The organism is Caproicibacterium argilliputei, assembly GCF_029211325.2.
Lineage (GTDB): Bacteria > Bacillota > Clostridia > Oscillospirales > Acutalibacteraceae > Caproicibacterium > Caproicibacterium argilliputei.
Map to the genome: position 1 here is coordinate 1,972,555 of NZ_CP135996.1, position 22,799 is coordinate 1,995,353.

Sequence of the window (22,799 nt, forward strand, 5' to 3'; positions counted from 1 at the left end):
AACGCTCCTTTGTCAGTTTCCTTAAAGTCATAGTCACTATGTAAAAATGAGCAATTCTTTTTAAAAGAGCAGGAGGCAGACTTTTGCTACAACGAAGCCAATGATACCGCAGCCAGGGAATGTCAGAATCCAGGTCAGCGCCATATCCTTTGCCACGCCCCAGTTCACCGCAGACATCCGCTTGGAAGCGCCAACACCCATGATGGCGGTTGTGTTGGTATGGGTTGTGCTGACCGGCCATCCTGTCAGGTTAGAAATCAGCAGGCAGATGGCACCTGCCATATTGGCGGCAAAGCCTTGATAGCGCTCCAACTTCACCATATTCATACCGACTGATTTGATGATTTTGGACCCTGCTACCGCCGTACCGGTTGCCATAACAACGGCGCACAGCACCATGACCCAAAGCGGAATCTGCATCATGCCACCGGCAGCGGCGGTTTTTCCATTCACCAGCAGCAGACCAAGCATGAACACACTGATAAATTTCTGTCCGTCCTGCGCACCATGCATAAATGCCATCAGCGCACCGCCGAAAACCTGTGCGTTGCGGAAAAAGCCGGCGGTGTGACGGCGGTCCATATTCCGACAAACAGCGGCTGTTAATTTGGTCAGCAACCACCCCAGACCAAAGCCCAAACCCGCGGAGAGCACAAGACCATACAGAACCTTGACCCACTCCCCACCGTTAATACCAGAAAAGCCATTATGCACGGCAACCGCCGCACCGGTCAACCCGGCAATCAGGGAATGACTCTGGCTGGTGGGAATGCCGAGCGCCCATGCCGCCGCGCCCCAAACCACAATGGCAATCATTGCGGAGCAGACAGCAATTAACGCATTGTTCGCATTGTCGCCAAAATCAACCATTTTATAAATGGTTTCTGCAACGGTCGGGCAAAGCTTCGTCATTATGATAATGCCCAGCAAGTTAAAACCAGCGGCCATGAAAATAGCCGCTTTCGGTGAAATGGAACGGGTTGAAACGCAGGTCGCAATCGCATTTGGCGCATCGGTGCCGCCGTTGACAACGATTGCGGCAAGAATGAGCACCACGGTTATCAAAAACGGCGGGCTGTTCACAAGCTGCTGCACAAAGTCGGAAAATGAGATCACCATAACAGATCGATTTCTCCTTGCCGCGATTCAGTTTTAACCGAACCTTAATATTTTCTTAACAAACAAACCTATCATACCATGTTTTTCGGCAAGATACAAGAATTTCTTTTCGATTCTGTGTAAGTCTTTTTGCATGGAAACTAAATATTTCATAGTTACTATTGATTTATGTTCTATATGCGAAGTAAAAAAAAGCGGGGCGCCAAAACGCCCCGCAAAACCGCCCAACTCAGGCACAGTACTCGTCAACCACTTTCTGCGCCTGTACGGACACATAGTCTCCGACCGGCAATCCTGCCTGCAGCTTCAACCCCAGGTGGGTGGTACAAGCATTGTCTTCCCAGCTGAAAAACCCGCCGTTCACTTTCAAATCCACGCTATACATCTCGCTGGTAAGTGCGCTGTCATTTGCCCGCGTCAGCGTGCAGCCCTCCAGCTTTTTCAGAAAAGTCTCGATATCCGCTGCTTTCGTCAACGTGCGCATTCCATTGTCTTCGCCCTCTTTATAAGAACCGCCGTGCTGGCCTTTTTGCAGAATCACCTGCTCAACCTTCCAGTCAGACCTGCTGAGTAGTTCGCCAAACGTGATTTGCTTCGGTGCATAGGCGGAAGCATCTGGCTGTTTGGAAAACGCATCGTATTCCTCCGCAATCACTTTGTCCGCTTGCGGCGAGTCGTACACCCCCAACGGCCATGTTTCGTGGCCTTGAGAATCTATCAAACCGCCGGAAGCGCTGGCACTTTGAAAAGTAAACAGATGCTGCGACCAAGTATATCGCTCTGTTTCGTTATAAAAAAGCTGCAAAGACGGTGCATTCTCGGTCTTGGTTTGTGGTGTTCGGTAAGTCAAAGTACAATCCTTCAGCTTGCTGCAGACCTCATAAATCTGCCACGGCAAAGTTACCGACAGTTTTGGGGAACTGCTGTTTTTCTGCAGCACCACATGGCTGACACTGCCATCGCTGTGCGCATCCTGCGACGTATCCTGTGCCTGCCACACAAGGGGACGAAACGTTGTCTGATGCGGATTATGAAGTCCAGTTGTCTGTGCCGAACCCGCCGCTGCAGAGGAGGATGCCGCCATCTGTGCGTACACTTTCTCACCTGACGCACAACCCGATGCACTCAACAGCACGGCGCCTACTAAAGCCAGCGCTCCAAAACAAATAGCACGTTTTTTCATTGTTTTCATTCTTTCTCGAAAACATTATGATATGTACAAAGCACCATGGTATTTACAAGTTACCATATAAGTGCAGTAGACGTTAGAACAATTCCAATTTTCCGAAAACCTCTTCTCAGTTTAATTCACTCCTGAATAAATTAATTAATTTGAATATATTTCCTGATTTTATTTCATCATGTATTCAAAATCGAGTCAATGCAATTTGGTAATATTTTGATTCTTTACTTTTGTTTTTACCGAAATTCTGTCTTTGTGTATGCAATACCACATTCCACCGTAAAATAAGCTGCACCCCATTCGTAAATCAGTGTATCACACGAAAACAAACAGGGTGCAGCTCAATAAACCTATTTAATTGGAAGACGTAACCGTGGAAGAAGTGGGCACGGAGGAAATGCCGAGCAGAGAGGCAAACCGCGCTTCGTGCTTATCGCTGAGCTTGAAATTCGGGCTGTCTTTGAGAAGCGGCAGAAAAACCGAATTAGAAAAGCTGTACATACTGGGGTCCAAAGTACCGTCTAATGTTTTAAAGGTGTAGCCGTTCTGCACCCCGTACTGAATAATGCTGCCAACTTCGCTGAGCGTGGCTTTTTTCACAGCGCTGTTGTGCATCAGCGGGATGTTGCCGCCGCGCTGGATTCCGCTGATGACATTTTCATAAATCTTGCTGGCGCCGGCGCCCATCGCGTCCTGCGAGTCAATATCCCAGTCATAGAAAAAGAAACCGCGCCGCGTCATTTCCTGAAGGATGCCCTTGCGCACAGAAGCGGACATCTCCGGATTGTTGCTGCCGCCGGGAAAGCGGAAAAACGGCGCGCAATGCCCATCTGTTTCTTTCTGAATCAGTTCATACATCTCGTTGAAATCCGCCAGAAACGCATCGACTGAAGCGTAAATCTTTTTGTAGTTGTGTGACGCGCTGTGCACCGCGCAGACAGAACCTGCTTTGTAAATATCGCGAATGTAATGAATGTCATTTTTCTGTTCCGGCTGATTAGTCAGAAAAAACGTTGCCTTTACATTATACTGCTTGAGCACTTCCAGAAGTTTTGGCGTCAAATTGCTGGGACCGTCATCAAAAGTTAGGTACACGGCCTTGTCCTCGGCATTTTTCCACTGACCCACTTTGGTTTTCACGTAAAGGTTCGGGTACTTCGCCTGATACCCTGTCAAGTTGGTTTTGCTTACCTCAAACGCCTCGCCAGCACGGGTTGGGTCGCCGGTTGAGGATGGCGCCGCCTCTGAAGATGCCGCTGCCGATGAAACGCCGGAACTCCCCGCGGATGCTCGACTGGAAACCGTACTCGACGCCCCCGCAGGTTCGGCCTGCCGCAGCATCAGTGTCGTAACGCCGTAAGTGCCGCCAATCAGGGCAGCTACCAGCACCACACAGGTTAAAACAATGACTGCGTGGCGTTTATGTATCTGCCTGCGCCGCTCGCGTGCACTCATCCTTTTGTGACTTGACATGTTCTTTTACTCCCTCTTCCTGCACCGTAAAAAAGACAAAATGCTATTTTTTCTGCCTTTTGTTTACCATAATCTCATTATAGCAACCGTGCAGCCTTTATACCAGTTAAAGATTTGTTACCTGCCTAAACAGTTTTGTAGGATTCCGGAAGAACTCTTTCTCTTATATATGAAACACGGCCGATGCTCATACATGAATCTTAGGCTTCTTCCGGCGGCCCGGCTTTTCCGTCACATAATAAATTCGATTTCTGCCGTTTTCAGCCGGAACGCTGATGACTTCAAACATATCCAGCGAGCGCAAAAACAGACTCAGCTTTTTAAAGCCGTAGTTACGCACATCAAAGTCAGGATAGCGGCGCACCAGCGTGTTGCCGACATCACCAATCAGCACGCGGCCCTCCTCATCGGCATTATCGCGCACCATATTGTAAATGGTGTTGATAACCTTGTCCGGCGGCACCATTTCCGGCTTGGCCGGCTCATCTTCCTCTTTTTCGGTTTCCTCTGCCTGCTGGGCAAGCACCTCCAGATACCGAAATTTATTGCACGCCGCGATAAAGGCGCTCGGTGTCTTTTTCTCTCCCATACCGATTACCACCATGCCGCCCTCACGCAGGCGTGCCGCAAGCCGCGTGAAGTCGCTGTCGCTGGAAACCAGACAAAAGCCATCCACATGACCGGTGTAAAGGATGTCCATCGCGTCAATAATCATGGCAGAGTCCGTCGCGCTTTTTCCGGTTGTATAGCCGTACTGCTGAAACGGAATGATAGAGTTTTCCAGCAGCACGTTCTTCCAGGAAGCAAGTGAAGGTTTCGTCCAGTCCCCGTAAATCCGCTTGTACGTTGCAATCCCGTCGCTGCTGATTTCATCCAGAATATAACGGATATATTTTCCGGAAACATTGTCCGCATCAATCAGCACCGCAAAACGATTTTCACCAGGCATTTCTCTTCTCTCCTTTCTTTTTTCAATATTCTTTCATTTTCTGCTTTTTTCATACGAAAATCCGAAAAATTTACATATTTTTCCGAAGCCAATTTTCTTTCGTCCAAACATACTCAAAACTCTTGTATTCTTTTCGCAGCGGTTTAGCAAAATAAGTACCTTCCTGTCGAAAAGAAAAGCCGCACTTTTCAATCATCCGCTTGGAGGCAAGGTTCTCCTGAAAGCAGCAAGCCCATACATAGGAAATCTCCTGCTCAAACAGTTTTTGCAGGACTGCAAGAATCACTTCCGTCATAATACCCTGCTGCCGATAGGCACTGTTCAGTACGCAGCCAAACTCTTTGGTATCCGCGCGGTGTTCTTCTGAATCTTCCTTGACCAAAAGATAACCGATTACTTTATCGCTGCTGCGGCATACAATTGCGTATTTATTCGGATTCTGCAAGTCCTTTTTCAGCGCTTTCTCGGATTCCGCAACAGAACAATGCGGCAGCAGTCCGGCCATTTCCATTCCCTTTTGGCTGGAATACTCCCAGACGTCCTGCAAATCCTTCTCTGCAAAATTGCGCAAAACCGTCCGCTGTGTTTCTACAAACATAGACTCCCTTCCTTAACCCCAACATGATAAACCTTTTGGAAAACTTCGTCACGGAAGCACTGAAATTCCCGCAGAGTCAGTTCGCCGCCGGAGGACATCACCAACAACGGAATCGTTTGCTGCCCTTCTGTGAGCACAGGCTGTTTATACCCGTAACGGTTCAAGGAAAATCCATTTCGTATGTAAAACCCGATTCTGCGCTTTGCCAGCTCAGTTTCGGGCGGTTCCACTTCCAGAACAGTCCGCTGCTGACTGTTCTGCAAAAAGTCCTGCAGTATTTTCCCGCCGAGACCATGGTTGCGCAGCTTGGGATTCGCCGCAAAGTGCTCAATAAACAGAAAGTCTTCCAACTGCCAGTACGCCAGAAAAGCGCCTACCCGACCCTCATGCTCACAGACCACAATCTGATACGCCGGTTCGTTCAGCAGGCTCTGCTGCGCCTGCCGCGTGCGGCGCTCCGTGGCAGGAAACGAATCTTCCAATATTTGATAAACTTCAGAATATTCGTCCTTTTTCATGTTTCTGATTATACTATACATCAAATTGTCACACCTTTCAAACCATTCCGCTATGTTTGTAAAAATTTCTGCAAAAACGGCCGGAAAGCACTCGGCAGCGAATACCGCTCCCGAAGCTCCTGCTCAGTTGCCCAGACAAGCCGGTGCGTGTCCGGCAGCGGCGCCAGTTGCACCTGCCAGCCGGTCATGTGCCACTCCACATGTGTAAAAATATGTTTGGCAGGCGCCAGCGGCTGCAGCCGAACCGGCTCCAAACCAAGCGAACGCACAGCCGCAATCGCCTGCTCCTGCGACAGTGTGCCATCAAATCCCGGCAGTTCCCACAAAGAGGCAAGCAGCCCTTTGGCGGGACGCTTTCGCAGCGCAATCCTGCCCGCCTGCTCCAGCAGAAGAATCGTGCGCTGTTCCACCCGCCGCGGCGGTTTCGGCTTTTTGACCGGATAGCACTGCTCCTCTTTCTGCCTGTGCGCCTTGCAGAAATCCGCCAGTGGGCACACCGCACACTTCGGCGTGGCATTTGGCACGCACACCAGCGCACCCAGTTCAATCAGCGCTTGTGTAAAATCGCCACAGCGCCCCACCGGCATCAGCGGCCGCAGAGCCGCTTCTGTCTGCCGCTTGGTGTGCGGGTCTGCAATGTCAGCACCGTCTGCCGTCAACCGCATCCAGACACGCAGGACGTTGCCATCCACCGCCGGGCACGGCAGACCGAAAGCAATGGATGCCACCGCCCCCGCCGTATAGCTGCCGACACCGGGCAGTTCCAACAGCTGTGCATAAGATGCGGGCATCTGCCCGCCGTACCGACTGACAAGCAGTTTGGCAGCTTTCTGCAAGTTCCGCACGCGGGAGTAGTACCCCAGCCCCTCCCAAAGCTTCAGCAACTTTTCTTCCGGCAGGTCTGCCAGCGACGGAATATCCGGCGCTGCCTGCAAAAAGCGGACAAAGTAATTTTTCACTGCCTCCACGCGCGTCTGCTGCAGCATAATTTCAGACACCCAGACCCGATACGGCGTGCAGTTGTGCCGCCACGGCAGGTCCCGCTTATTTTTACCATACCACAGAAGCAGCGGTTCGACAATCCCCATTCCTTCCATTTCTCTGACCCTATAAAAGAAGCCCTGCCGGCTTAACCGGACAAGGCATCTTTCCCTTTCTGTACGAATGATGTGCTAACAGACCATCAGTTGAGCTTATCGGCAATCTCCCTGTACTTGCTGTCAAGTGCGTTTTTCTTATCTGCTTTGTTCGTGTATATTTTTACCATTGCCGTCGACTTTGCCACCGGCTGCAAGGTGCCGGCACCCGCAACACAGCCGCCCGGGCACGCCATTCCCTCCAGCAGGTAGCCGTTCAGCTTTCCCGCCTTTGCCAGGCGAAGCATCTGCCGGCAGTCGCGCAGTCCCTGCGCCGCCTGCACCTTGACTTCGCGCTCTGGATCAATTTTCTTAATAGCCTCCACCACCGCATTAGCAACACCGCCGCTGACCGCAAAGCCGCGCCCCGCCGCTGTTGCTTCGTTCAGCTCCGTTTCCGGAAGATCGCCGGAAAGGTCAACGTTCTTAGCTTCAAACATCCCCATGACCTCTTCAAAGGTCAGGACAAAGTCCACATCGCTGCGAATGGAGCGCCGGCTTGCCTCCAGTTTTTTCGCGGCACACGGCCCGATAAAGACTACCTTACAGCCTGGGTGCACCTTTTTGAGCCGGCGGGCGGTCAGCACCATCGGCGTCAATGCCATGGAAATGCATTTCTCGTACTCCGGAAATTCCTTCTTTGCCATCACCGACCACGCCGGGCAGCAGGAAGTCGCAAGGAAAGGCAGCTTGTCCGGAACATTGTCCAGAAAATCATGTGCCTCTTCAATGGTGCAAAGGTCAGCCCCCACAGCCACTTCCTCCACATCGGTGAAGCCAAGCTCCCGCAGAGCGCCGCGCAGTTTTTCCGGTGTCATCTTCGGGCCGAATTGCCCCACAAATGCCGGCGCGACTGCCGCATAAATCTCGCCGGGCTGCTTAATGGCATGAACCACCTGAAAAATCTGTCCTTTGTCACTAATCGCGCCAAACGGACAGCTAACCAAGCACTGCCCGCACGACACGCACCGGTCATAGTTGATGGTGGCATGGCCCAGTTCATCAGAAGAAATCGCATCCATGCCGCAGGCCGCCGCACAGGGCCGCTCGATTTTAATAATCGCGTTGTAAGGACACACTGTCACACAGCGCCCGCATTTAATACACAGATCCTGGTCAATCACGCTTCTGCCGTTTTCTCCGGAGATGGCGTGCTTCGGGCACACCTCGCGGCAGGGATGTTCAAGACAGTTCTGGCACATATCCGTGATATGCACAGATTTTTCCGGACAGGCGTTGCAGGCAAATTTAATTACGTTGACCAACGGCGGATCGTAGTATTTTTCCGCAATCGCACTTTCCACAATACCGTCGGAAATCGGCGCATGCTGCTCAACAGAGCGCAGCGGCAAACCGATGGCCAGGCGCAGGCGCTCACCGACGATGGCGCGTTCCAGAAAAATACTGTTGCGGTAGCTGGCACGCTCGCCGGGAACAATTTTGTAGGGTATCTCTTCGATACGGGAATAGTCGCCCCCTTCATAGGCCAAGCGTGCCACTGCGGTAAAAACCTGACGGCGAATGTCCGTAACGGAAGAGTGAATTCCTCTAATTGCCATTCCAAATTCTCCTTTGTAGTCTTCCTCAATGCTTGATAAAAGTTTATCATTCTCGCTTTGCTCCTATTATAGCAAAAGAAAAGGCATTTGTCTTGCGAAAAAGAAAATTCCCCGCGACTTTTTGCAGAAGCCGCCCGTCCTGGCAGAAAACCGCTCCTTTTTCAATAATATTTTACTGAATCTAACAGACTTCGCTGCGGCAGGCGCCCGCGAAAAATGGTGCGCACAGACTATTGCTTTCCGCGAACATTCGTGCTATCATAAATTTATAAACATTTGTTCACAAGGAGGGGGCGCACCATGGACCGCATCATCCTGCACAGCGACTGCAACTGCTTTTACGCTTCTGTAGAGGCACTGTACCATCCGGAACTGCGGAACAAGCCTTTTGCTGTGGGCGGCGACCCCGAAAAACGGCATGGCATTATTCTGACCAAAAATCAGCTGGCAAAACAATGCGGTGTGGCAACTGGCGAGGCACTTTGGCAGGCGCGACGCAAATGCCCCGAGTTGGTGGTACTGCCACCGCGCTTTCCGCTTTACACACAGTTTTCCAAACGCGCACGCACACTGTACCTACAGTACACCGACCAGGTGGAACCATTTGGTCTGGATGAAGCGTGGCTGGACATCACCGGCAGTGTTGCCTCCCCGGCAGCCGGTGTCCGTACCGCAGATGAAATCCGTCGGCGGATTCGTGAGGAACTGGGCATTACCGTCAGCGTCGGTGTCAGTTGGAACAAGGTGTTTGCCAAACTGGGCAGCGACTACAAAAAGCCGGATGCCACCACGGTTTTTCTGCGAAATGACTGGAAAAGCCGTATCTGGCCACTTCCCGTTGAAAATCTGCTGTTCGTCGGGCGCGCCACCCAGAAAAAGCTGCTGGAATACGGTGTGCATACCATCGGCGACCTCGCCGCAATGCCGCAGAACGTGCTGCAGGCGCGCTTCGGAAAAAGCGGTGCTGTTCTGTGGAACTACGCCAATGGTCTGGATACGGCGCCGGTGGAGCACTGGGGCAGCAGAGCTGCAGTGAAATCCATCGGAAACTCTGTCACCACGCCGCATGACCTGACCTGCGAAGCGGATGTGAAGCGGGTGTTTCTGGAGCTTGCAGACAGCGTTGCCCGCCGCCTGCGAGAGCAGACATTCCTGGCGCGAACCGTTACCATCAGCGTACGGGACACGTCCCTGCACACTTTCACGCGCCGCCGCACGCGCGTACAGTACACCAACATCACCCGGGAAATCGCCGCAGACGCGCTGACGCTGTTTCAGGAAAGCTATCACTGGTCACTGCCGCTGCGCAGTATTGGGCTGACCGTTTCCGATTTTACAGCCGCAGAAGCGTGCGTACAGACAAACCTGTTTCAGGACGAATTGGAACGTGAGCGCGAGGAAAAACTCGATGCTGCGCTGGACAGCCTGAAAAAGCGCTACGGAACCGCCTGCGTGCAGCCAGCTGTTCTGCTGCACGACAATCCCTGCGACCGCTTTTCCCCGCTTCCACCCGCCTGCAAATAGCGCTTAGTTCCCCAGCGCGGCAAAGAAGGTTTCATAGGCATCCGACCACTCTGCGATGGGCTCCTCCGCGCGGCCATTGCAACTGCAGAAAATATCGTCGGTAAACTGTTCGCCCATTTCAAACAGTTCCCCCACCGTGACCGGATAGCCCAGTTCCGTTGCACAGGTGCAGAAAGCGTCCATCGGGTCTGCTGCACTGCGCGTGGCAAGCAGCGCTGCTTTCAGCCGGCTGTCCGCGCGCGCATCATCCAGCAGTCTGGCAAGTGTTTCGTTCATATGAATTCTCCTTTCCCAAATACAAAAAGTCCGCAGGGATTCCCTGCGGACTGCGGTGTCCGTGCGTTTATGCCAGGACATCCACCTCATGTGTGCCGTCTGTGACTGCCGATGTGCTGCCAGAAACCTGCGCGGTCTGCTGCGCGGCGGTTACAGCAGTCTGTGCTGACTGTGTACCGGACGCGGCAGTGGAACCGGAAGACGGATTTTCCAACTGCTGAATTTTCTGCTCCAGCTGCTCAATTTTATTCTGCAGGGTTTGCATTTGCGTCTGTACTTCCTTGCTGGAAGTGTCACTCTGCTTCAGTTTGGTCAGCTGCTTTTCATAGTTCTGTTCTTCTTTTTCCAGCTGCGAGATCTGCTGCGATGTGTCGCTGCTGGTGGATGTGGTGCGGCCGACAGAGCCGGTCGCGTTAATAGATAAACTGCTCATAGAACGAACCTCCTTCTGATACATACTTCCATATATTTTCTTTCACTATAAGCTTCCTGTTAGAAAATGTCAATCTGTATCACACAACCTTCACATAACAAACCGAAAATAGAGCCTTACCGTGAAAAATATGTCGTTTTTTGTCTATCAAACCGTTCTGCCGCCAAAATTCCAGCATCGGCTCCGAAAGTGCTGTCCCTGTGGTAAATCAAAGATAAGTCCCGCCAAAACGCCAACCCACGCACGCAGAGTTGTCGCAGGTTCCGCAAATTTCATAAAAAGCAAAAGCCGGAGCAACCCATACGTTTGTGTATGGCTGCTCTGGCTTTTTTGCGGCAGCGTTCTTTTCTTTCAGGAAAAAGCGGAAGCCGCCGCCTGCATTTCTTCAAACGATGACGGGTCCGCCTCCCGCAGTTTTTGCTGCACCGCCTTCGGCTGGGCGTAAAACCACTCATAACTGGAAAGATCCTGATCCAGCAAGTCTGTCAGACACAGGTGCCGGTCGGAACTGGAGGCGTGTCGGTCAGCCATCTGCCTCCCCTCCAATCCGGTTCACGAAAGCCCGCATTGCTTCCTTGGAATGCACCTGCCGTGCCTGCTGCACAACCGCCTGCCGTGTGCTGTGGTTCATAGACGCAAATTTCTGCGCCGCCGCTTCGTTTTCAAACAAGGCCATGCCAAAACCAAGCGGCAACTCTTTCAGCGGTTCCATGCACATCCCTCCGCAGTCAATCTGTTCTTTCCGGCCACTTACGAAAGCAGTCGAATCAGAACGTGTTTTAGTGTATGCCGGCTGCCAGCGGATATCCGCGCGCTGCAGGGGAAATGAACGGTTTCTATTCCAGTATTTCGTGGCATTCCGCCGGGATGCCAATATCCACAGGAACGATTTCCCCACAAAATGGAATTGATTTTTCTAAAAGATGTGCGGGCTTCAGGGAGTCAAAAGCCATGGTCCATGTGGCACGCACCGCACCGGGAGACACTTCGCCGGTGTCTGCACTGACACCGCTTGGCATATCCAGCGCCAGTATGGAGCGCCCGCCGGCGTTGAGCACCTCGGTGACCAACCGCATAGACTGGCGCAGCGCGCCGTGAAAACCGGTTCCGTAAATAGCATCGACAGCTACGCAGGCATTTTTCAGCTGGGCGGTCACCGCCGCTGTTTCTTCCAAAAAATCAAAAACAGGAATGCCCATTGCCTGTATCTTTTCCAGATTCCGGCACGTATCCGCAGTCTGCGGAAGCCCGTCCGTCAGCACAACAGTCACCTCACATCCCGCTTTCTTCAGCAGGCGTGCCGCAACGAAGCCGTCGCCGGCATTGTTGCCCTTGCCGGCGAATACCACAGCGGAGCGCGCCGGCGGTGTCTGTGCCAGCAGGAAGTCCGCCGCCCGCGCACCGGCGTTTTCCATCATCTGTGTGTAAGAAAGTCCACTTTCCGCAGCGTTTTTTTCAATTTGCTTCATTTGCGAAACCGTAACGGTTTTCATAAAATCCCTCCCATGATACCCTCCGCCTGCCCGCAGTGGCAGAACGGTGAAATCTTTATATTTAGTATAGTCTTTTAACTGCTGTTTGGCAACTGTTCTAGCGCCATATGTGTGCTCCGCTTTTGCTGCGGAAACGATGTCCAAATCATCCAATGGCTTTTTTTAAAGATTCCGCACAAAAAGAGTTGAATCATTTTGTAGATTCTGTTATACTTATTCAAGAAATCAATGAACGATTTACACTTTACTGAAATAGATTTGGCGATATTGCCTGTAGGGAAGGGCGGGAGAACTTGCGGAAACTCGAAAAGAAGTACGGGCAGAGTCGTTTTCTGCGGCGGAATACTGTGATTTTGTCTTTTCTGCTAATGATTCCGGTTGCTGTCATTGCAATCGTAAACTTCACCATTATTTATCATCAAAACATTTCCTCCACAGAAAATGATCTGCGCATCGCGTCGGAGCAGAAACTGGAACTGATGAACAACGAATTGAACATCCTGTATAAGCTGGTCAACGAGCGGCGTACCGACACAAATTTCTACACGAAATCCCAGAGCGACCTGACGGTGTCTTACTATGCAATTTCCAAAACGCTGGCAAAGGATTCTGTTTGGACTTCTTTTTTTGACAGTGTCAATTATTATAATCGTGAAAGCGGTCTGATTTATACCTACAACACGGTGAAACATGAAGGTGAATTTCTCGGGCAATCGCAGGGGGAGCGGGACGACAGCCTCACCGGCAGCCAATACTCCACACGCTCCCTGCAGCTGACGGCGGCGGACTTTCAGCGGCTGCAGCGCACCGGCAACGAAATCCGCACCATGCGCGTACACAATGTTGGCGAGGGAAATGGTGTGCTGATTGCCGCGCCGCTGGAGCTGGAGGAAGACCAACCGCCGGCTTCGTACATTCTCTTCACTATTTCTGACAAAACCCTGGAAAACCTGTGGGGCAGCACAAAGGGAGCTTCCTGCCTGCTGCTGTACAATGATATTCCCATTTACGATTCCGACCCTGCGGTTCGGGAGGACATCTACGCGGCACGCAGCCTTTCCGCGCTGTACAATCCCGCCAATACTCTAACATATCGCTACAAAGCAAACGGTGTCACCGTCTGGTGGCGCATAAACAAATTCCTGCTCATTGAAAACTTGATTCCGGTCATTTTTCTGGAAACTGTTGTCACCTTCGTGGTTATGGTACTGGGCATTCTGCTGATTCTGCATGCCTCGCGCAGAAGCTATGAGCCGATTCAGCACATCCTGCAGCGGCTTTCAGTGGATGGCACCCAGGAAAAATTTGTTGATGAGTTTAAATGCATTGATTATGCATTGGACGACTTGGCGTATTCCAAACGTTTTCTGGAGGAATCCAATCAGGAAATGCGCCGGGAAAAGTACCTCTACTACATTCTGGACAATCAGGTAGAGTCGGGCAGTGCGCTGGAACAGCAGTGCCTGCGTGCAGGCATCCATGTGGAGCGCAAATACTTCGCCTGTATTCTTCTGGAAGACACACAGGAAAATTACACGCTTTTTGAAACGCTGTCTGCTATGGAAGACAAAGATACGGAAAATTTGAATGTGTACTCCCTGTACATCATGGAAAACAAATATCTGTTTCTGGTCACCAGTGACCTGCCGCGCAGGGAGCTGACCGCTTTTCTGCAGAAACTTTCGCAGGAAAATGAAGACTTCGTTTCAGTCAGCGAGGTTGTCGGGGGCGTGCAGAACATCCGCAGTGCATATATGAGTATCCGTAAATTTCAGCCGGAGGAACCCGGCGCGCCAGCCGCGGCGGAATATCCGCAGCTGGAGCTGCAGTCGCTGCAGGAAGCCGTTGAAGCGGAAAATATTGACAAAGTGGAATTCAGCCTGCGCATGATCAAAAACCAGGTGGCAGGTTACAATGAAACCATCCGCGGCGCGGTTCTGATGGCGGTGTGCACCACCTTGTGCCAAGGGGAATCTGGGCGCGCCAAGGAACTCATCAGCAAGGTTCCCGGACTAGATGTGCAAACCGTGTGCCAGGCAATCGACACCTGGTTTACTGCGTTTTTAAAGCATGCGGATGAAAAACCGCTGCCGCAGGGAAAGCACCTGCCGCGCAACCTGCACACCATTCTGCAATATATTGAAACAAACTGCACGTCCCCTGTCTTCAGCATTAAGTACATGGCGGCAGAGTTTGGAACTTCCCCCTCCAATCTGAGCCATCAGTTTAAAAAAGCAACCGGGCAGACACTGTCCCGCTTTATCGACGAACTTCGGATTCAGCAGGCAGAAGCCATGCTGGCGGCTGGCGACCCGGTCAACAGCATTGCCAAAAAGCTTGGCTACAGCACAACGCCGGTCTTTACGGAAACCTTCAAACGTTTGCGCGGCGTCACGCCCAGCGCTTTCCGCACAGCAAGTCTGTTCGGCAAAAACGGCGAATCCAAGTGACGCAGGCACCGCACGGCTTTGTTAAAAAGTTGACATAGAAATACAAAATGAGTATGATAGAGAACATACAGCCGCAGGTTTCCTCTTTTGCGCTACAGGCGAATGCCGACACCAAGATTCATTCTGCGTGAAGGGTCGCCCGCAGCAGCAGTGCGGGAAAGCTGCCAGAAAAGGAGGAAACACATGGAAGAACGGGTAGCCCTTGTGGGCATCATTGTGGAAAATCCGGATTCGGTAGAGACACTGAACACCATTCTGCACGCCTATGCCACCTATATCATCGGGCGCATGGGAATCCCTTACCGCAAAAAAGGACTGGCAATCATCAGCATTGCCATAGACGCACCGCAGACAGTCATCAGCGCCCTGTCCGGAAAAATCGGCAGGCTGCCCGGCGTCAGCACCAAAGTGGCGTATTCCAACGTAAAAACAGAAACATGAACACCGCTTCCAAAAAGCTGATTGACACGCTTGCCGAAACCCACACGCTTGGCAGGCAGGCGCTGCTGGAGCTGCTGCAGGACACTTCGGCGGAAACCGCCCAGTATCTGTTTGCAAAGGCACGTAACGCACGACACCGCGTGTACGGACACGATGTTTATATGCGGGGGCTGATTGAATTTACCAACTTCTGCAAAAACGACTGCTACTACTGTGGCATTCGCAGAAGCAACGCACAGGCACAGCGTTATCGGCTGACGCCGGAACAGATTCTGGAGTGCTGCGACGCCGGTTACGAGCTGGGATTCCGCACCTATGTGCTGCAGGGCGGCGAGGACCCGTACTTCACTGACGAGCGTATCGCGACACTGGTACGCCGCATCAAGCAGCGACACCCGGACTGCGCCGTAACCCTTTCCATCGGTGAGAAAAGCCGTGAAAGCTACGCGCTTTACCGTGCAGCCGGTGCAGACCGCTACCTGCTGCGGCATGAAACGGCGAATGCCGCCCATTACGCCAAACTGCACCCACCGGAGCTCTCTTTGGAAAACCGAAAGCGCTGCCTGCGGAACTTAAAAGCATTGGGCTATCAGGTCGGCTGCGGCTTCATGGTCGGTTCGCCATATCAAACAGTGGAATGCCTGGCAGAAGACCTGCTGTTCACCAAGGAGCTGAACCCGCATATGGTCGGGATTGGTCCGTTCATCCCGCAGCATCAGACCCCCTTTGCAGACAAACCTGCCGGCACACTGGAACAAACGCTGTTTTTGCTGGGTGTGCTGCGCCTGTTGCTGCCAAATGTGCTGCTGCCTGCCACCACGGCGCTCGGCACCATTCACCCCCAGGGGCGCGAACTGGGAATCCTGGCGGGCGCCAATGTTGTTATGCCCAACCTTTCGCCGGTTTCCGTGCGGAAAAAATATATGCTTTACGATAACAAAATCTGCACCGGAGAGGAAGCGGCGGAATGCCGCCTCTGTCTGGCGCGCCGCATGGAGCGAATCGGTTATCAACTGACCGTTTCGCGGGGCGATTATCTTCATTCATCTTCATATTCTCACTGACGGGAAAGATTTTTCTGACCCGCAAGAAAGGAAACCATCTATGTACAATCCAAAGTCTCTGAAAGCCGAAGAATTTATTTCTCACGAAGAAGTACTGGAAACCCTGGAATACGCCAAGGCAAACTGCCGCAACGCGGAGCTGATTGACCGCATCCTGGAAAAAGCAAAGCTGCGCAAGGGTCTGTCCCACCGTGAGGCCGCCGTGCTTCTGGACTGCCAGATTCCGGAAAAGAATCAGGAAATCTATGCGCTGGCAGAGCAGATTAAAAAAGATTTTTACGGCAACCGCATTGTGCTGTTTGCGCCGCTGTACCTTTCCAATTACTGTGTCAACGGCTGTGTGTACTGTCCGTACCATCAAAAAAACAAGCACATTGCCCGCAAAAAGCTGACGCAGGAAGAGGTCGCACGCGAAGTAGCAGCTCTGGAAGATATGGGGCACAAACGCCTTGCTATTGAGGCTGGCGAAGATCCGGTCAACAATCCGATTGATTATATTCTGGAGTGTATTAAGACCATTTACAGCACCAAACACAACAATGGCTCTATCCGTCGGGTAAACGTCAACATTGCCGCTACAACGGTGGAAAATTACCGTAAACTGAAGGCGGCGGGCATCGGCACATACATTCTGTTTCAGGAAACCTATCATAAAGAAAGCTATGAGCGACTGCACCCCATCGGGCCAAAGCATAATTACACTTACCACACGGAAGCGATGGACCGCGCCATGGAAGGCGGCATCGACGATGTGGGTATCGGCGTGCTATTCGGGCTGGAACTGTACCGCTATGAGTTCGCGGCACTTTTAATGCACGCAGAGCATTTGGAGGCCGTACACGGCGTTGGTCCGCATACCATCAGCGTGCCGCGCATCCGCCGCGCAGATGATATTGATCCCGATGTGTTTGACAACGGCATCGATGACGACACCTTTGCCAAAATCGTCGCCTGCATCCGTGTGGCGGTGCCTTACACCGGTATGATTATTTCCACACGCGAAAGCAAAGCGTGCCGTGAAAAAGTCCTGCACCTCGGTGTTTCACAAATCAGCGGCGGTTCTCATACCAGCGTCGGCGGATACTGTGAGCCGGAACCGGCAGGTGAAAGCTCGGAGCAGTTCGATGTCAGTGACAAACGCCCACTGGATGAAGTCGTCAATTGGCTGATGCAGATGGGTTACATTCCAAGTTTCTGCACGGCCTGTTACCGCGCCGGACGCACCGGTGACCGCTTTATGAGCTTGTGCAAAAGCGGTCAAATTCAAAACTGCTGTCTGCCGAACGCACTCATGACACTCAAAGAGTATCTGCAGGACTACGCATCGCCGGACACCCGCACCGTGGGAAAGAAACTCATCGAAGCGCAGATTCCGAATATCCCCAGTGAAAAGATGCGGGAACTGGTGCGTCAAAACCTTGTCAATATTGAAAACGGTCAGCGCGATTTCCGTGTTTAAAGGAGCAAAACCATGGGCATGAATGATACGCCAAGCGCAAACCGCGTGCATATCGGCATTTTCGGAAAGCGCAACGCCGGCAAGTCCAGCGTCATCAACGCGTTGACCGGACAGAACCTCGCTGTGGTTTCCGATGTAAAGGGAACTACCACCGACCCGGTTTACAAAGCTATGGAAATTTTGCCGCTGGGTCCGGTCGTGCTCATTGACACGCCCGGCATTGATGACGAAGGCCCTTTAGGGGAACTGCGCGTCAAAAAGGCACGGCAGGTTCTGAACAAAACGGATGCCGCCGTTCTGGTTGTCGACGCAGCACGGGGCTGCGGCGCGGAAGAAAAAGCGCTTCTGCAGCTCTTTGCGCAGAAGCAGCTGCCGTATTTAATTGTATACAACAAATGTGACCTGCTTGCCGCGCCAAGACAGACCGGCCCCAAGGAAATCTGTATCAGTGCAGAAAAAAAGCAGAATATTGAACAGCTCAAGGAACGCCTTGCCGCACTGGCAGCTCCACAGGAACCGGAAAAGCGGCTAGTCGGGGACTTGCTCGCCCCCGCCGACCTTGTGGTTCTGGTGGTTCCGATTGACTCTGCCGCACCGAAAGGACGGCTGATTTTGCCGCAACAGCAGACCATCCGCGATATCTTGGAATCCAACGCCACCGCCATCGTGGTCAAGGAAACCGGACTGCACGAAACGCTGCACTCCCTCGGAAAAAAGCCGCGCATGGTCATAACGGACAGTCAGGCATTTGCCGAGGTATCCGCAGTGGTTCCGCCGGAGATTCCTCTGACTTCCTTTTCGATTCTGTTTGCACGATACAAGGGCGTCTTGGAAACGGCCATTCAGGGTGCCGCGGCGCTGGATACTTTGCAGGATGGGGATGCCATTTTAATTGCCGAGGGCTGCACGCACCACCGGCAGTGTGACGATATTGGCACCGTGAAACTGCCGCGCTGGATTCGTACTTATACCGGCAGTCAGCCTGCTTTCTCGTTTACCTCCGGCGGAGAATTTCCGGAGGATTTGCAGCGTTACAAGCTGATTATACATTGTGGCGCCTGTATGCTAAATGAGCGTGAAATGCAGTATCGCCGCCGCTGCGCGCAGGAGCAGAATGTTCCCATGACCAACTACGGCATTGCCATTGCCCGTATGAAAGGAATCCTGAAACGCAGCATTGCGTTGTTTCCGAATCTGCTCGCACTGCTGAACGAGAATGATCGTGATGCGCAGTCTTAGAATAACAGCGTAAAAACAGAAGCACCTATACAATTCGCAGTGTTGCTTCCTTTACAGCGAACTGCTTTACATCGCCCGTTGAAGAAAACCTGCTATGCTAAAAAAGCGGTCACACGACCATAGGAAAGCATAGCAGGTTCTTTTTTTGTTCGTGATTATGCTGCTCGCGCAATTAAAAAAGCCCTTAAACGAAAGCTGCACGCACAAAAAATTCCGGATAAACACTTACTTATCACAAAATTTTTTGAGCGCTCGCTGCTATCGTTCAAGGGTTATTACTTAATTGTTTTGCGCTAACAAAAATCCAAAAAGTCCCGAATGCCGAATAAATACTGGCTTTCGGGACTTTCTTCATGGTGGGCCATCAGGGACTCGAACCCCGGACCGACCGGTTATGAGCCGGCTGCTCTAACCAACTGAGCTAATGGCCCGCAAAACACCGGACAAAACACCGGCATTCAAAAAAAGGAGAACGGCTTACCGCTCTCCAATTTGGCTCCCCCTGTTGGGCTCGAACCAACGACCCTGCGGTTAACAGCCGCATGCTCTACCAGCTGAGCTAAGGAGGAATATAAAAGTTGGCACCTACCTAATTTCCCGGGCCGTTACCAGCCAAGTATTTTCGGCACGAGTGAGCTTAACTTCTGTGTTCGGAATGGGAACAGGTGGACCCTCACCGTCATCAGCACCAACAATCTAATTGATCTGCTTTCGCAGTAATCAGCTATATGAACTTTTCTTTCGTATTCTCTAATGGTGACCCGTGCGGGATTCGAACCCACGTTAACGGCGTGAGAGGCCGCTGTCTTAACCGCTTGACCAACGGGCCGTTGGTGCGTCATCGGGGGCTCGAACCCCGGACACCCTGATTAAGAGTCAGGTGCTCTACCAACTGAGCTAATGGCGCATATTGCCTGTGCACTGAAAACTGAATAAAGAATAAGATTACGAATTGGATATGGACAGAACCATGAACTATGGTCAAGCCCTCGACCTATTAGTACTGCCAAGCTAAACATGTTACCATGCTTACACACGCAGCCTATCAACCTTGTAGTCTTCAAGGGGTCTTACTTGCTTACGCAATGGGATATCTTATCTTGGAGTCGGCTTCACGCTTAGATGCTTTCAGCGTTTATCCGATCCGCACTTAGTTGCCCAGCTGTGCCATTGGCATGACAACTGGTGCGCCAGCGGTGCGTCCATCCCGGTCCTCTCGTACTAAGGACAGCTCTCCTCAAATATCCTGCGCCCACGACAGATAGGGACCGAACTGTCTCACGACGTTCTGAACCCAGCTCGCGTACCACTTTAATCGGCGAACAGCCGAACCCTTGGGACCGAATACAGCCCCAGGATGTGATGAGCCGACATCGAGGTGCCAAACCTCCCCGTCGATGTGGACTCTTGGGGGAGATCAGCCTGTTATCCCCAGGGTAGCTTTTATCCGTTGAGCGACGGCAATTCCACTCTCATACCGCCGGATCACTAACTCCAACTTTCGTTACTGCCCGGATTGTCATCCTCGCAGTTAGGCTAGCTTTTGCGTTTACACTCAGAAGCACGGTTTCCGTCCGTGCCGAGCTAACCTTTGAGCGCCTCCGTTACCTTTTAGGAGGCGACCGCCCCAGTCAAACTGCCCGTCTAACAATGTCCCCCGGCCGGTTTCACGGCCGCAGGTTAGAATTCCAATGGTTTAAGGGTGGTATCCCAAGGGTGACTCCACACACGCTGGCGCGCATGTTTCCATGTCTCCCACCTATCCTGTACATAAACCATCGAAACCCAATATTAAACTGCAGTAAAGCTCCATGGGGTCTTTCCGTCTTGTCGCGGGTAACCGGCATCTTCACCGGTACTACAATTTCGCCGGGCGGGTAATTGAGACAGTGCTCAGATCGTTACACCATTCGTGCGGGTCGGAACTTACCCGACAAGGAATTTCGCTACCTTAGGACCGTTATAGTTACGGCCGCCGTTTACTGGGGCTTCAATTCAATGCTTGCACATCTCCTCTTAACCTTCCAGCACCGGGCAGGTGTCAGCTCCTATACGTCATCTTTCGATTTGGCAGAAACCTGTGTTTTTGATAAACAGTCGCCTGAGCCTTTTCACTGCGGCCTCCCCTGAGGGAGGCGCCCCTTATTCCGAAGTTACGGGGCCAATTTGCCGAGTTCCTTAACTACCCTTCTCCCGTTGGCCTTAGAATTCTCTTCCTGTCTACCTGTGTCGGTTTGCGGTACGGGCGCCTCAGATATACAATAAGCTTTTCTCGCCCTGCGCTGCGAATACTTCCCTACTCTAATTTCGGTCCCTTGCGCCCGGGGCAACCATCGCCCGGGTTATTCGCTTTGCAGGTGTCACTTATCTTAAATCTTTTGGCGGCTACGGAATTTCCACCGTATGTGCATCGACTACGCCTTTCGGCCTCGCCTTAGCTCCCGGCTTACTTGGAGCGGACGAACCTTCCTCCAAAATCCTTAGACTTTCGGCCAATATGATTCTCACACATTTCGCGCTACTTATTCCGGCATTCTCACTTCTGTACAGTCCACCAACGCTTCCGCTTTGATTTCACCCCATACAGAACGCTCTCCTACCATCCTTTCGGATCCCAAGCTTCGGTACACGATTTAGCCCCGTTAAATTTTCGGCGCAGGGTCACTCGACCAGTGAGCTATTACGCACTCTTTTAATGTATGGCTGCTTCTGAGCCAACATCCTGGTTGTCTGTGCAACCCCACATCCTTTTCCACTTAACCGTGTTTGGGGACCTTAGCTGTGGGTCTGGGCTGTTTCCCTTTTGACGACGAAACTTATCTCCCGCCGTCTGACTCCCGTACATCAATTATCCGGCATTCTGAGTTTGATAGGTCTTGGTAGCCTCTCGGCCCCTTAACCATTCAGTGCTTTACCTCCGGTAATCTCTTGAGTACGAGGCTAGCCCTAAAGCTATTTCGGAGAGAACCAGCTATCTCCGGGTTCGATTGGAATTTCTCCGCTACCCACACCTCATCCGCTACCATTTCAACGGGAGTCGGTTCGGTCCTCCATGAGGTTTTACCCTCACTTCAACCTGGACATGGGTAGGTCACCCGGTTTCGGGTCGAATACAACTGACTTTGTGCGCCCTATTCAGACTTGCTCTCGCTACGGCTCCGGACCTGAAGTCCTTAACCTTGCCAGTTACATTCACTCGCCGGACCATTCTACAAAAGGTACCCGATCACCCTTTGACGGGCTCTCGGTGCTTGTAAGCACAAGGTTTCAGGTTCTATTTCACTCCCCTCCCGGGGTGCTTTTCACCTTTCCTTCACAGTACTATTCTCTATCGGTCACTGGGTAGTATTTAGGCTTGGAGGGTGGTCCCCCCGTCTTCCCACCGGGTTTCACGTGTCCGGCGGTACTCTGGATACAGCTCGCTGCTTCGCCTTTTCGTTTACGTGGCTCTCACATTCTTTGGCCGGCCTTCCCAGACCGTTCAACTAAAGCTCTGCATGCTAAATGCTGTCCGAACCCCGAAAGTATTGCTACCCTCGGTTTGGCCTCTTCCGCGTTCGCTCGCCACTACTAGCAGAATCTCATTTGATGTCTCTTCCTCGCCCTACTTAGATGTTTCAGTTCAGGCGGTTCCCCTCGCAAAGCTATGAATTCACTTTACGATGACTGGACATGACTCCAGCCGGATTGCTCCATTCGGAAATCTATGGATCACGGCCTACTTACGGCTCCCCATAGCTTATCGCAGTTCGTTGCGTCCTTCTTCGGCTTCCAGTGCCAAGGCATTCCCCTTGCGCTCTTTGTAGCTTGACCATGTGTTCTTTGGTTCTCATGCTTCATATTGTTCGTTCTTCAACATGAACTCGTAAATTGCAAAATTGTAGT

At 52.0% G+C, this 22,799-nt stretch carries 19 protein-coding genes, 4 tRNA genes and 2 rRNA genes; 6 read left to right on the plus strand and 19 right to left on the minus strand.

The annotated features are described in order from the left end of the window. Nucleotides 1–60: 60 nt before the first annotated feature. The 8 genes from PXC00_RS09575 to PXC00_RS09610 all read right to left on the minus strand — a co-directional run bounded on the left by PXC00_RS09575 (nucleotide 61) and on the right by PXC00_RS09610 (nucleotide 8,529). On the minus strand, nucleotides 61–1,119 hold the full coding sequence (locus tag PXC00_RS09575; protein ID WP_275845313.1) for an inorganic phosphate transporter: 1,059 nt from the start codon (nucleotides 1,117–1,119) through the stop codon (nucleotides 61–63). A gap of 229 nt (nucleotides 1,120–1,348) precedes the next feature. Continuing rightward, the gene (locus tag PXC00_RS09580) at nucleotides 1,349–2,248 is read right to left on the minus strand and encodes a hypothetical protein (RefSeq protein ID WP_316934935.1); all 900 of its coding nucleotides are present in this window, start codon (nucleotides 2,246–2,248) and stop codon (nucleotides 1,349–1,351) included. A gap of 408 nt (nucleotides 2,249–2,656) precedes the next feature. Beyond that, a complete protein-coding gene (locus tag PXC00_RS09585; RefSeq protein WP_275845318.1) occupies nucleotides 2,657–3,775 on the minus strand; it encodes a polysaccharide deacetylase family protein in 1,119 nt (372 codons plus the stop codon). Nucleotides 3,776–3,962: 187 nt separating this feature from the next. Then, on the minus strand, nucleotides 3,963–4,724 hold the full coding sequence (locus PXC00_RS09590; RefSeq protein WP_275845320.1) for an NYN domain-containing protein: 762 nt from the start codon (nucleotides 4,722–4,724) through the stop codon (nucleotides 3,963–3,965). 70 nt (nucleotides 4,725–4,794) lie between these two features. Beyond that, nucleotides 4,795–5,322, minus strand: a complete 528-nt coding sequence (locus PXC00_RS09595; RefSeq protein ID WP_275845322.1) for a GNAT family N-acetyltransferase — start codon at nucleotides 5,320–5,322, stop codon at nucleotides 4,795–4,797. Continuing rightward, nucleotides 5,313–5,861, minus strand: coding sequence for a GNAT family N-acetyltransferase (locus PXC00_RS09600; protein ID WP_316934936.1), 549 nt, complete (start codon nucleotides 5,859–5,861; stop codon nucleotides 5,313–5,315). Before PXC00_RS09600 ends, PXC00_RS09595 begins: the two co-directional genes overlap by 10 nt. Before the next feature lie 29 nt (nucleotides 5,862–5,890). Beyond that, complete coding sequence (gene mutY / locus PXC00_RS09605) at nucleotides 5,891–6,928, minus strand: A/G-specific adenine glycosylase (RefSeq protein WP_316934937.1); 1,038 nt, start codon at nucleotides 6,926–6,928, stop codon at nucleotides 5,891–5,893. 95 nt (nucleotides 6,929–7,023) lie between these two features. Continuing rightward, the gene (locus PXC00_RS09610) at nucleotides 7,024–8,529 is read right to left on the minus strand and encodes a 4Fe-4S dicluster domain-containing protein (RefSeq protein WP_407654331.1); all 1,506 of its coding nucleotides are present in this window, start codon (nucleotides 8,527–8,529) and stop codon (nucleotides 7,024–7,026) included. 306 nt (nucleotides 8,530–8,835) lie between these two features. On the opposite strand from PXC00_RS09610, the gene dinB reads away from it, so the two are divergent. Beyond that, entirely contained in the window at nucleotides 8,836–10,059 is a 1,224-nt protein-coding gene (gene dinB / locus PXC00_RS09615; protein ID WP_275845329.1) for a DNA polymerase IV, read from the plus strand. Between the two features lie 3 nt (nucleotides 10,060–10,062). On the opposite strand, the gene PXC00_RS09620 is transcribed toward dinB, so the two are convergent. From PXC00_RS09620 to PXC00_RS09640, 5 genes are all read right to left on the minus strand, one after another. Then, on the minus strand, nucleotides 10,063–10,335 hold the full coding sequence (locus PXC00_RS09620) for a hypothetical protein (RefSeq protein WP_275845330.1): 273 nt from the start codon (nucleotides 10,333–10,335) through the stop codon (nucleotides 10,063–10,065). Nucleotides 10,336–10,402: 67 nt separating this feature from the next. Continuing rightward, complete coding sequence (locus PXC00_RS09625; RefSeq protein WP_275845332.1) at nucleotides 10,403–10,768, minus strand: FlxA-like family protein; 366 nt, start codon at nucleotides 10,766–10,768, stop codon at nucleotides 10,403–10,405. A gap of 351 nt (nucleotides 10,769–11,119) precedes the next feature. Next, nucleotides 11,120–11,299: a hypothetical protein gene (locus PXC00_RS09630; protein WP_275845334.1), complete on the minus strand. Its 180-nt coding sequence runs from the start codon at nucleotides 11,297–11,299 to the stop codon at nucleotides 11,120–11,122. Then, a complete protein-coding gene (locus PXC00_RS09635; RefSeq protein ID WP_275845336.1) occupies nucleotides 11,292–11,480 on the minus strand; it encodes a hypothetical protein in 189 nt (62 codons plus the stop codon). The genes PXC00_RS09630 and PXC00_RS09635 overlap by 8 nt, the downstream gene beginning before the upstream one ends. Nucleotides 11,481–11,604: 124 nt before the next feature. Further along, nucleotides 11,605–12,261, minus strand: coding sequence for an NAD(P)H-hydrate epimerase (locus PXC00_RS09640; RefSeq protein ID WP_275845338.1), 657 nt, complete (start codon nucleotides 12,259–12,261; stop codon nucleotides 11,605–11,607). A 293-nt stretch (nucleotides 12,262–12,554) separates the two neighbouring features. On the opposite strand from PXC00_RS09640, the gene PXC00_RS09645 reads away from it, so the two are divergent. The 5 genes from PXC00_RS09645 to hydF all read left to right on the plus strand — a co-directional run bounded on the left by PXC00_RS09645 (nucleotide 12,555) and on the right by hydF (nucleotide 18,914). Beyond that, nucleotides 12,555–14,711 (plus strand): helix-turn-helix transcriptional regulator, encoded by a 2,157-nt coding sequence (locus PXC00_RS09645; protein WP_316934938.1) that lies wholly within the window; start codon nucleotides 12,555–12,557, stop codon nucleotides 14,709–14,711. Nucleotides 14,712–14,894: 183 nt separating this feature from the next. After that, nucleotides 14,895–15,152 carry a TM1266 family iron-only hydrogenase system putative regulator gene (locus PXC00_RS09650; RefSeq protein ID WP_275845342.1) on the plus strand — a complete coding sequence of 86 codons (258 nt, stop codon included), beginning with the start codon at nucleotides 14,895–14,897 and terminating at the stop codon, nucleotides 15,150–15,152. Continuing rightward, nucleotides 15,149–16,216, plus strand: coding sequence for a [FeFe] hydrogenase H-cluster radical SAM maturase HydE (gene hydE / locus PXC00_RS09655; RefSeq protein ID WP_275845344.1), 1,068 nt, complete (start codon nucleotides 15,149–15,151; stop codon nucleotides 16,214–16,216). The genes PXC00_RS09650 and hydE overlap by 4 nt, the downstream gene beginning before the upstream one ends. A gap of 40 nt (nucleotides 16,217–16,256) precedes the next feature. After that, nucleotides 16,257–17,675, plus strand: coding sequence for a [FeFe] hydrogenase H-cluster radical SAM maturase HydG (gene hydG, locus PXC00_RS09660; protein WP_275845346.1), 1,419 nt, complete (start codon nucleotides 16,257–16,259; stop codon nucleotides 17,673–17,675). Nucleotides 17,676–17,687: 12 nt separating this feature from the next. Next, entirely contained in the window at nucleotides 17,688–18,914 is a 1,227-nt protein-coding gene (gene hydF / locus PXC00_RS09665) for a [FeFe] hydrogenase H-cluster maturation GTPase HydF (protein ID WP_275845348.1), read from the plus strand. 354 nt (nucleotides 18,915–19,268) lie between these two features. Here the strand turns inward: hydF and PXC00_RS09670 are convergent. From PXC00_RS09670 to PXC00_RS09695, 6 genes are all read right to left on the minus strand, one after another. Next, nucleotides 19,269–19,345, minus strand: a tRNA-Ile gene (locus PXC00_RS09670). Nucleotides 19,346–19,407: 62 nt separating this feature from the next. After that, nucleotides 19,408–19,483: transfer RNA gene (locus tag PXC00_RS09675), tRNA-Asn, on the minus strand. A gap of 7 nt (nucleotides 19,484–19,490) precedes the next feature. Continuing rightward, nucleotides 19,491–19,607, minus strand: a 5S ribosomal RNA gene (gene rrf / locus PXC00_RS09680). A 61-nt stretch (nucleotides 19,608–19,668) separates the two neighbouring features. Continuing rightward, nucleotides 19,669–19,743 (minus strand) — tRNA-Glu (locus PXC00_RS09685). Between the two features lie 2 nt (nucleotides 19,744–19,745). Further along, a tRNA-Lys gene (locus PXC00_RS09690) sits at nucleotides 19,746–19,821 on the minus strand. A 70-nt stretch (nucleotides 19,822–19,891) separates the two neighbouring features. Beyond that, nucleotides 19,892–22,727: ribosomal RNA gene (locus PXC00_RS09695) — 23S ribosomal RNA — on the minus strand. Between the last annotated feature and the right edge of the window lie 72 nt (nucleotides 22,728–22,799).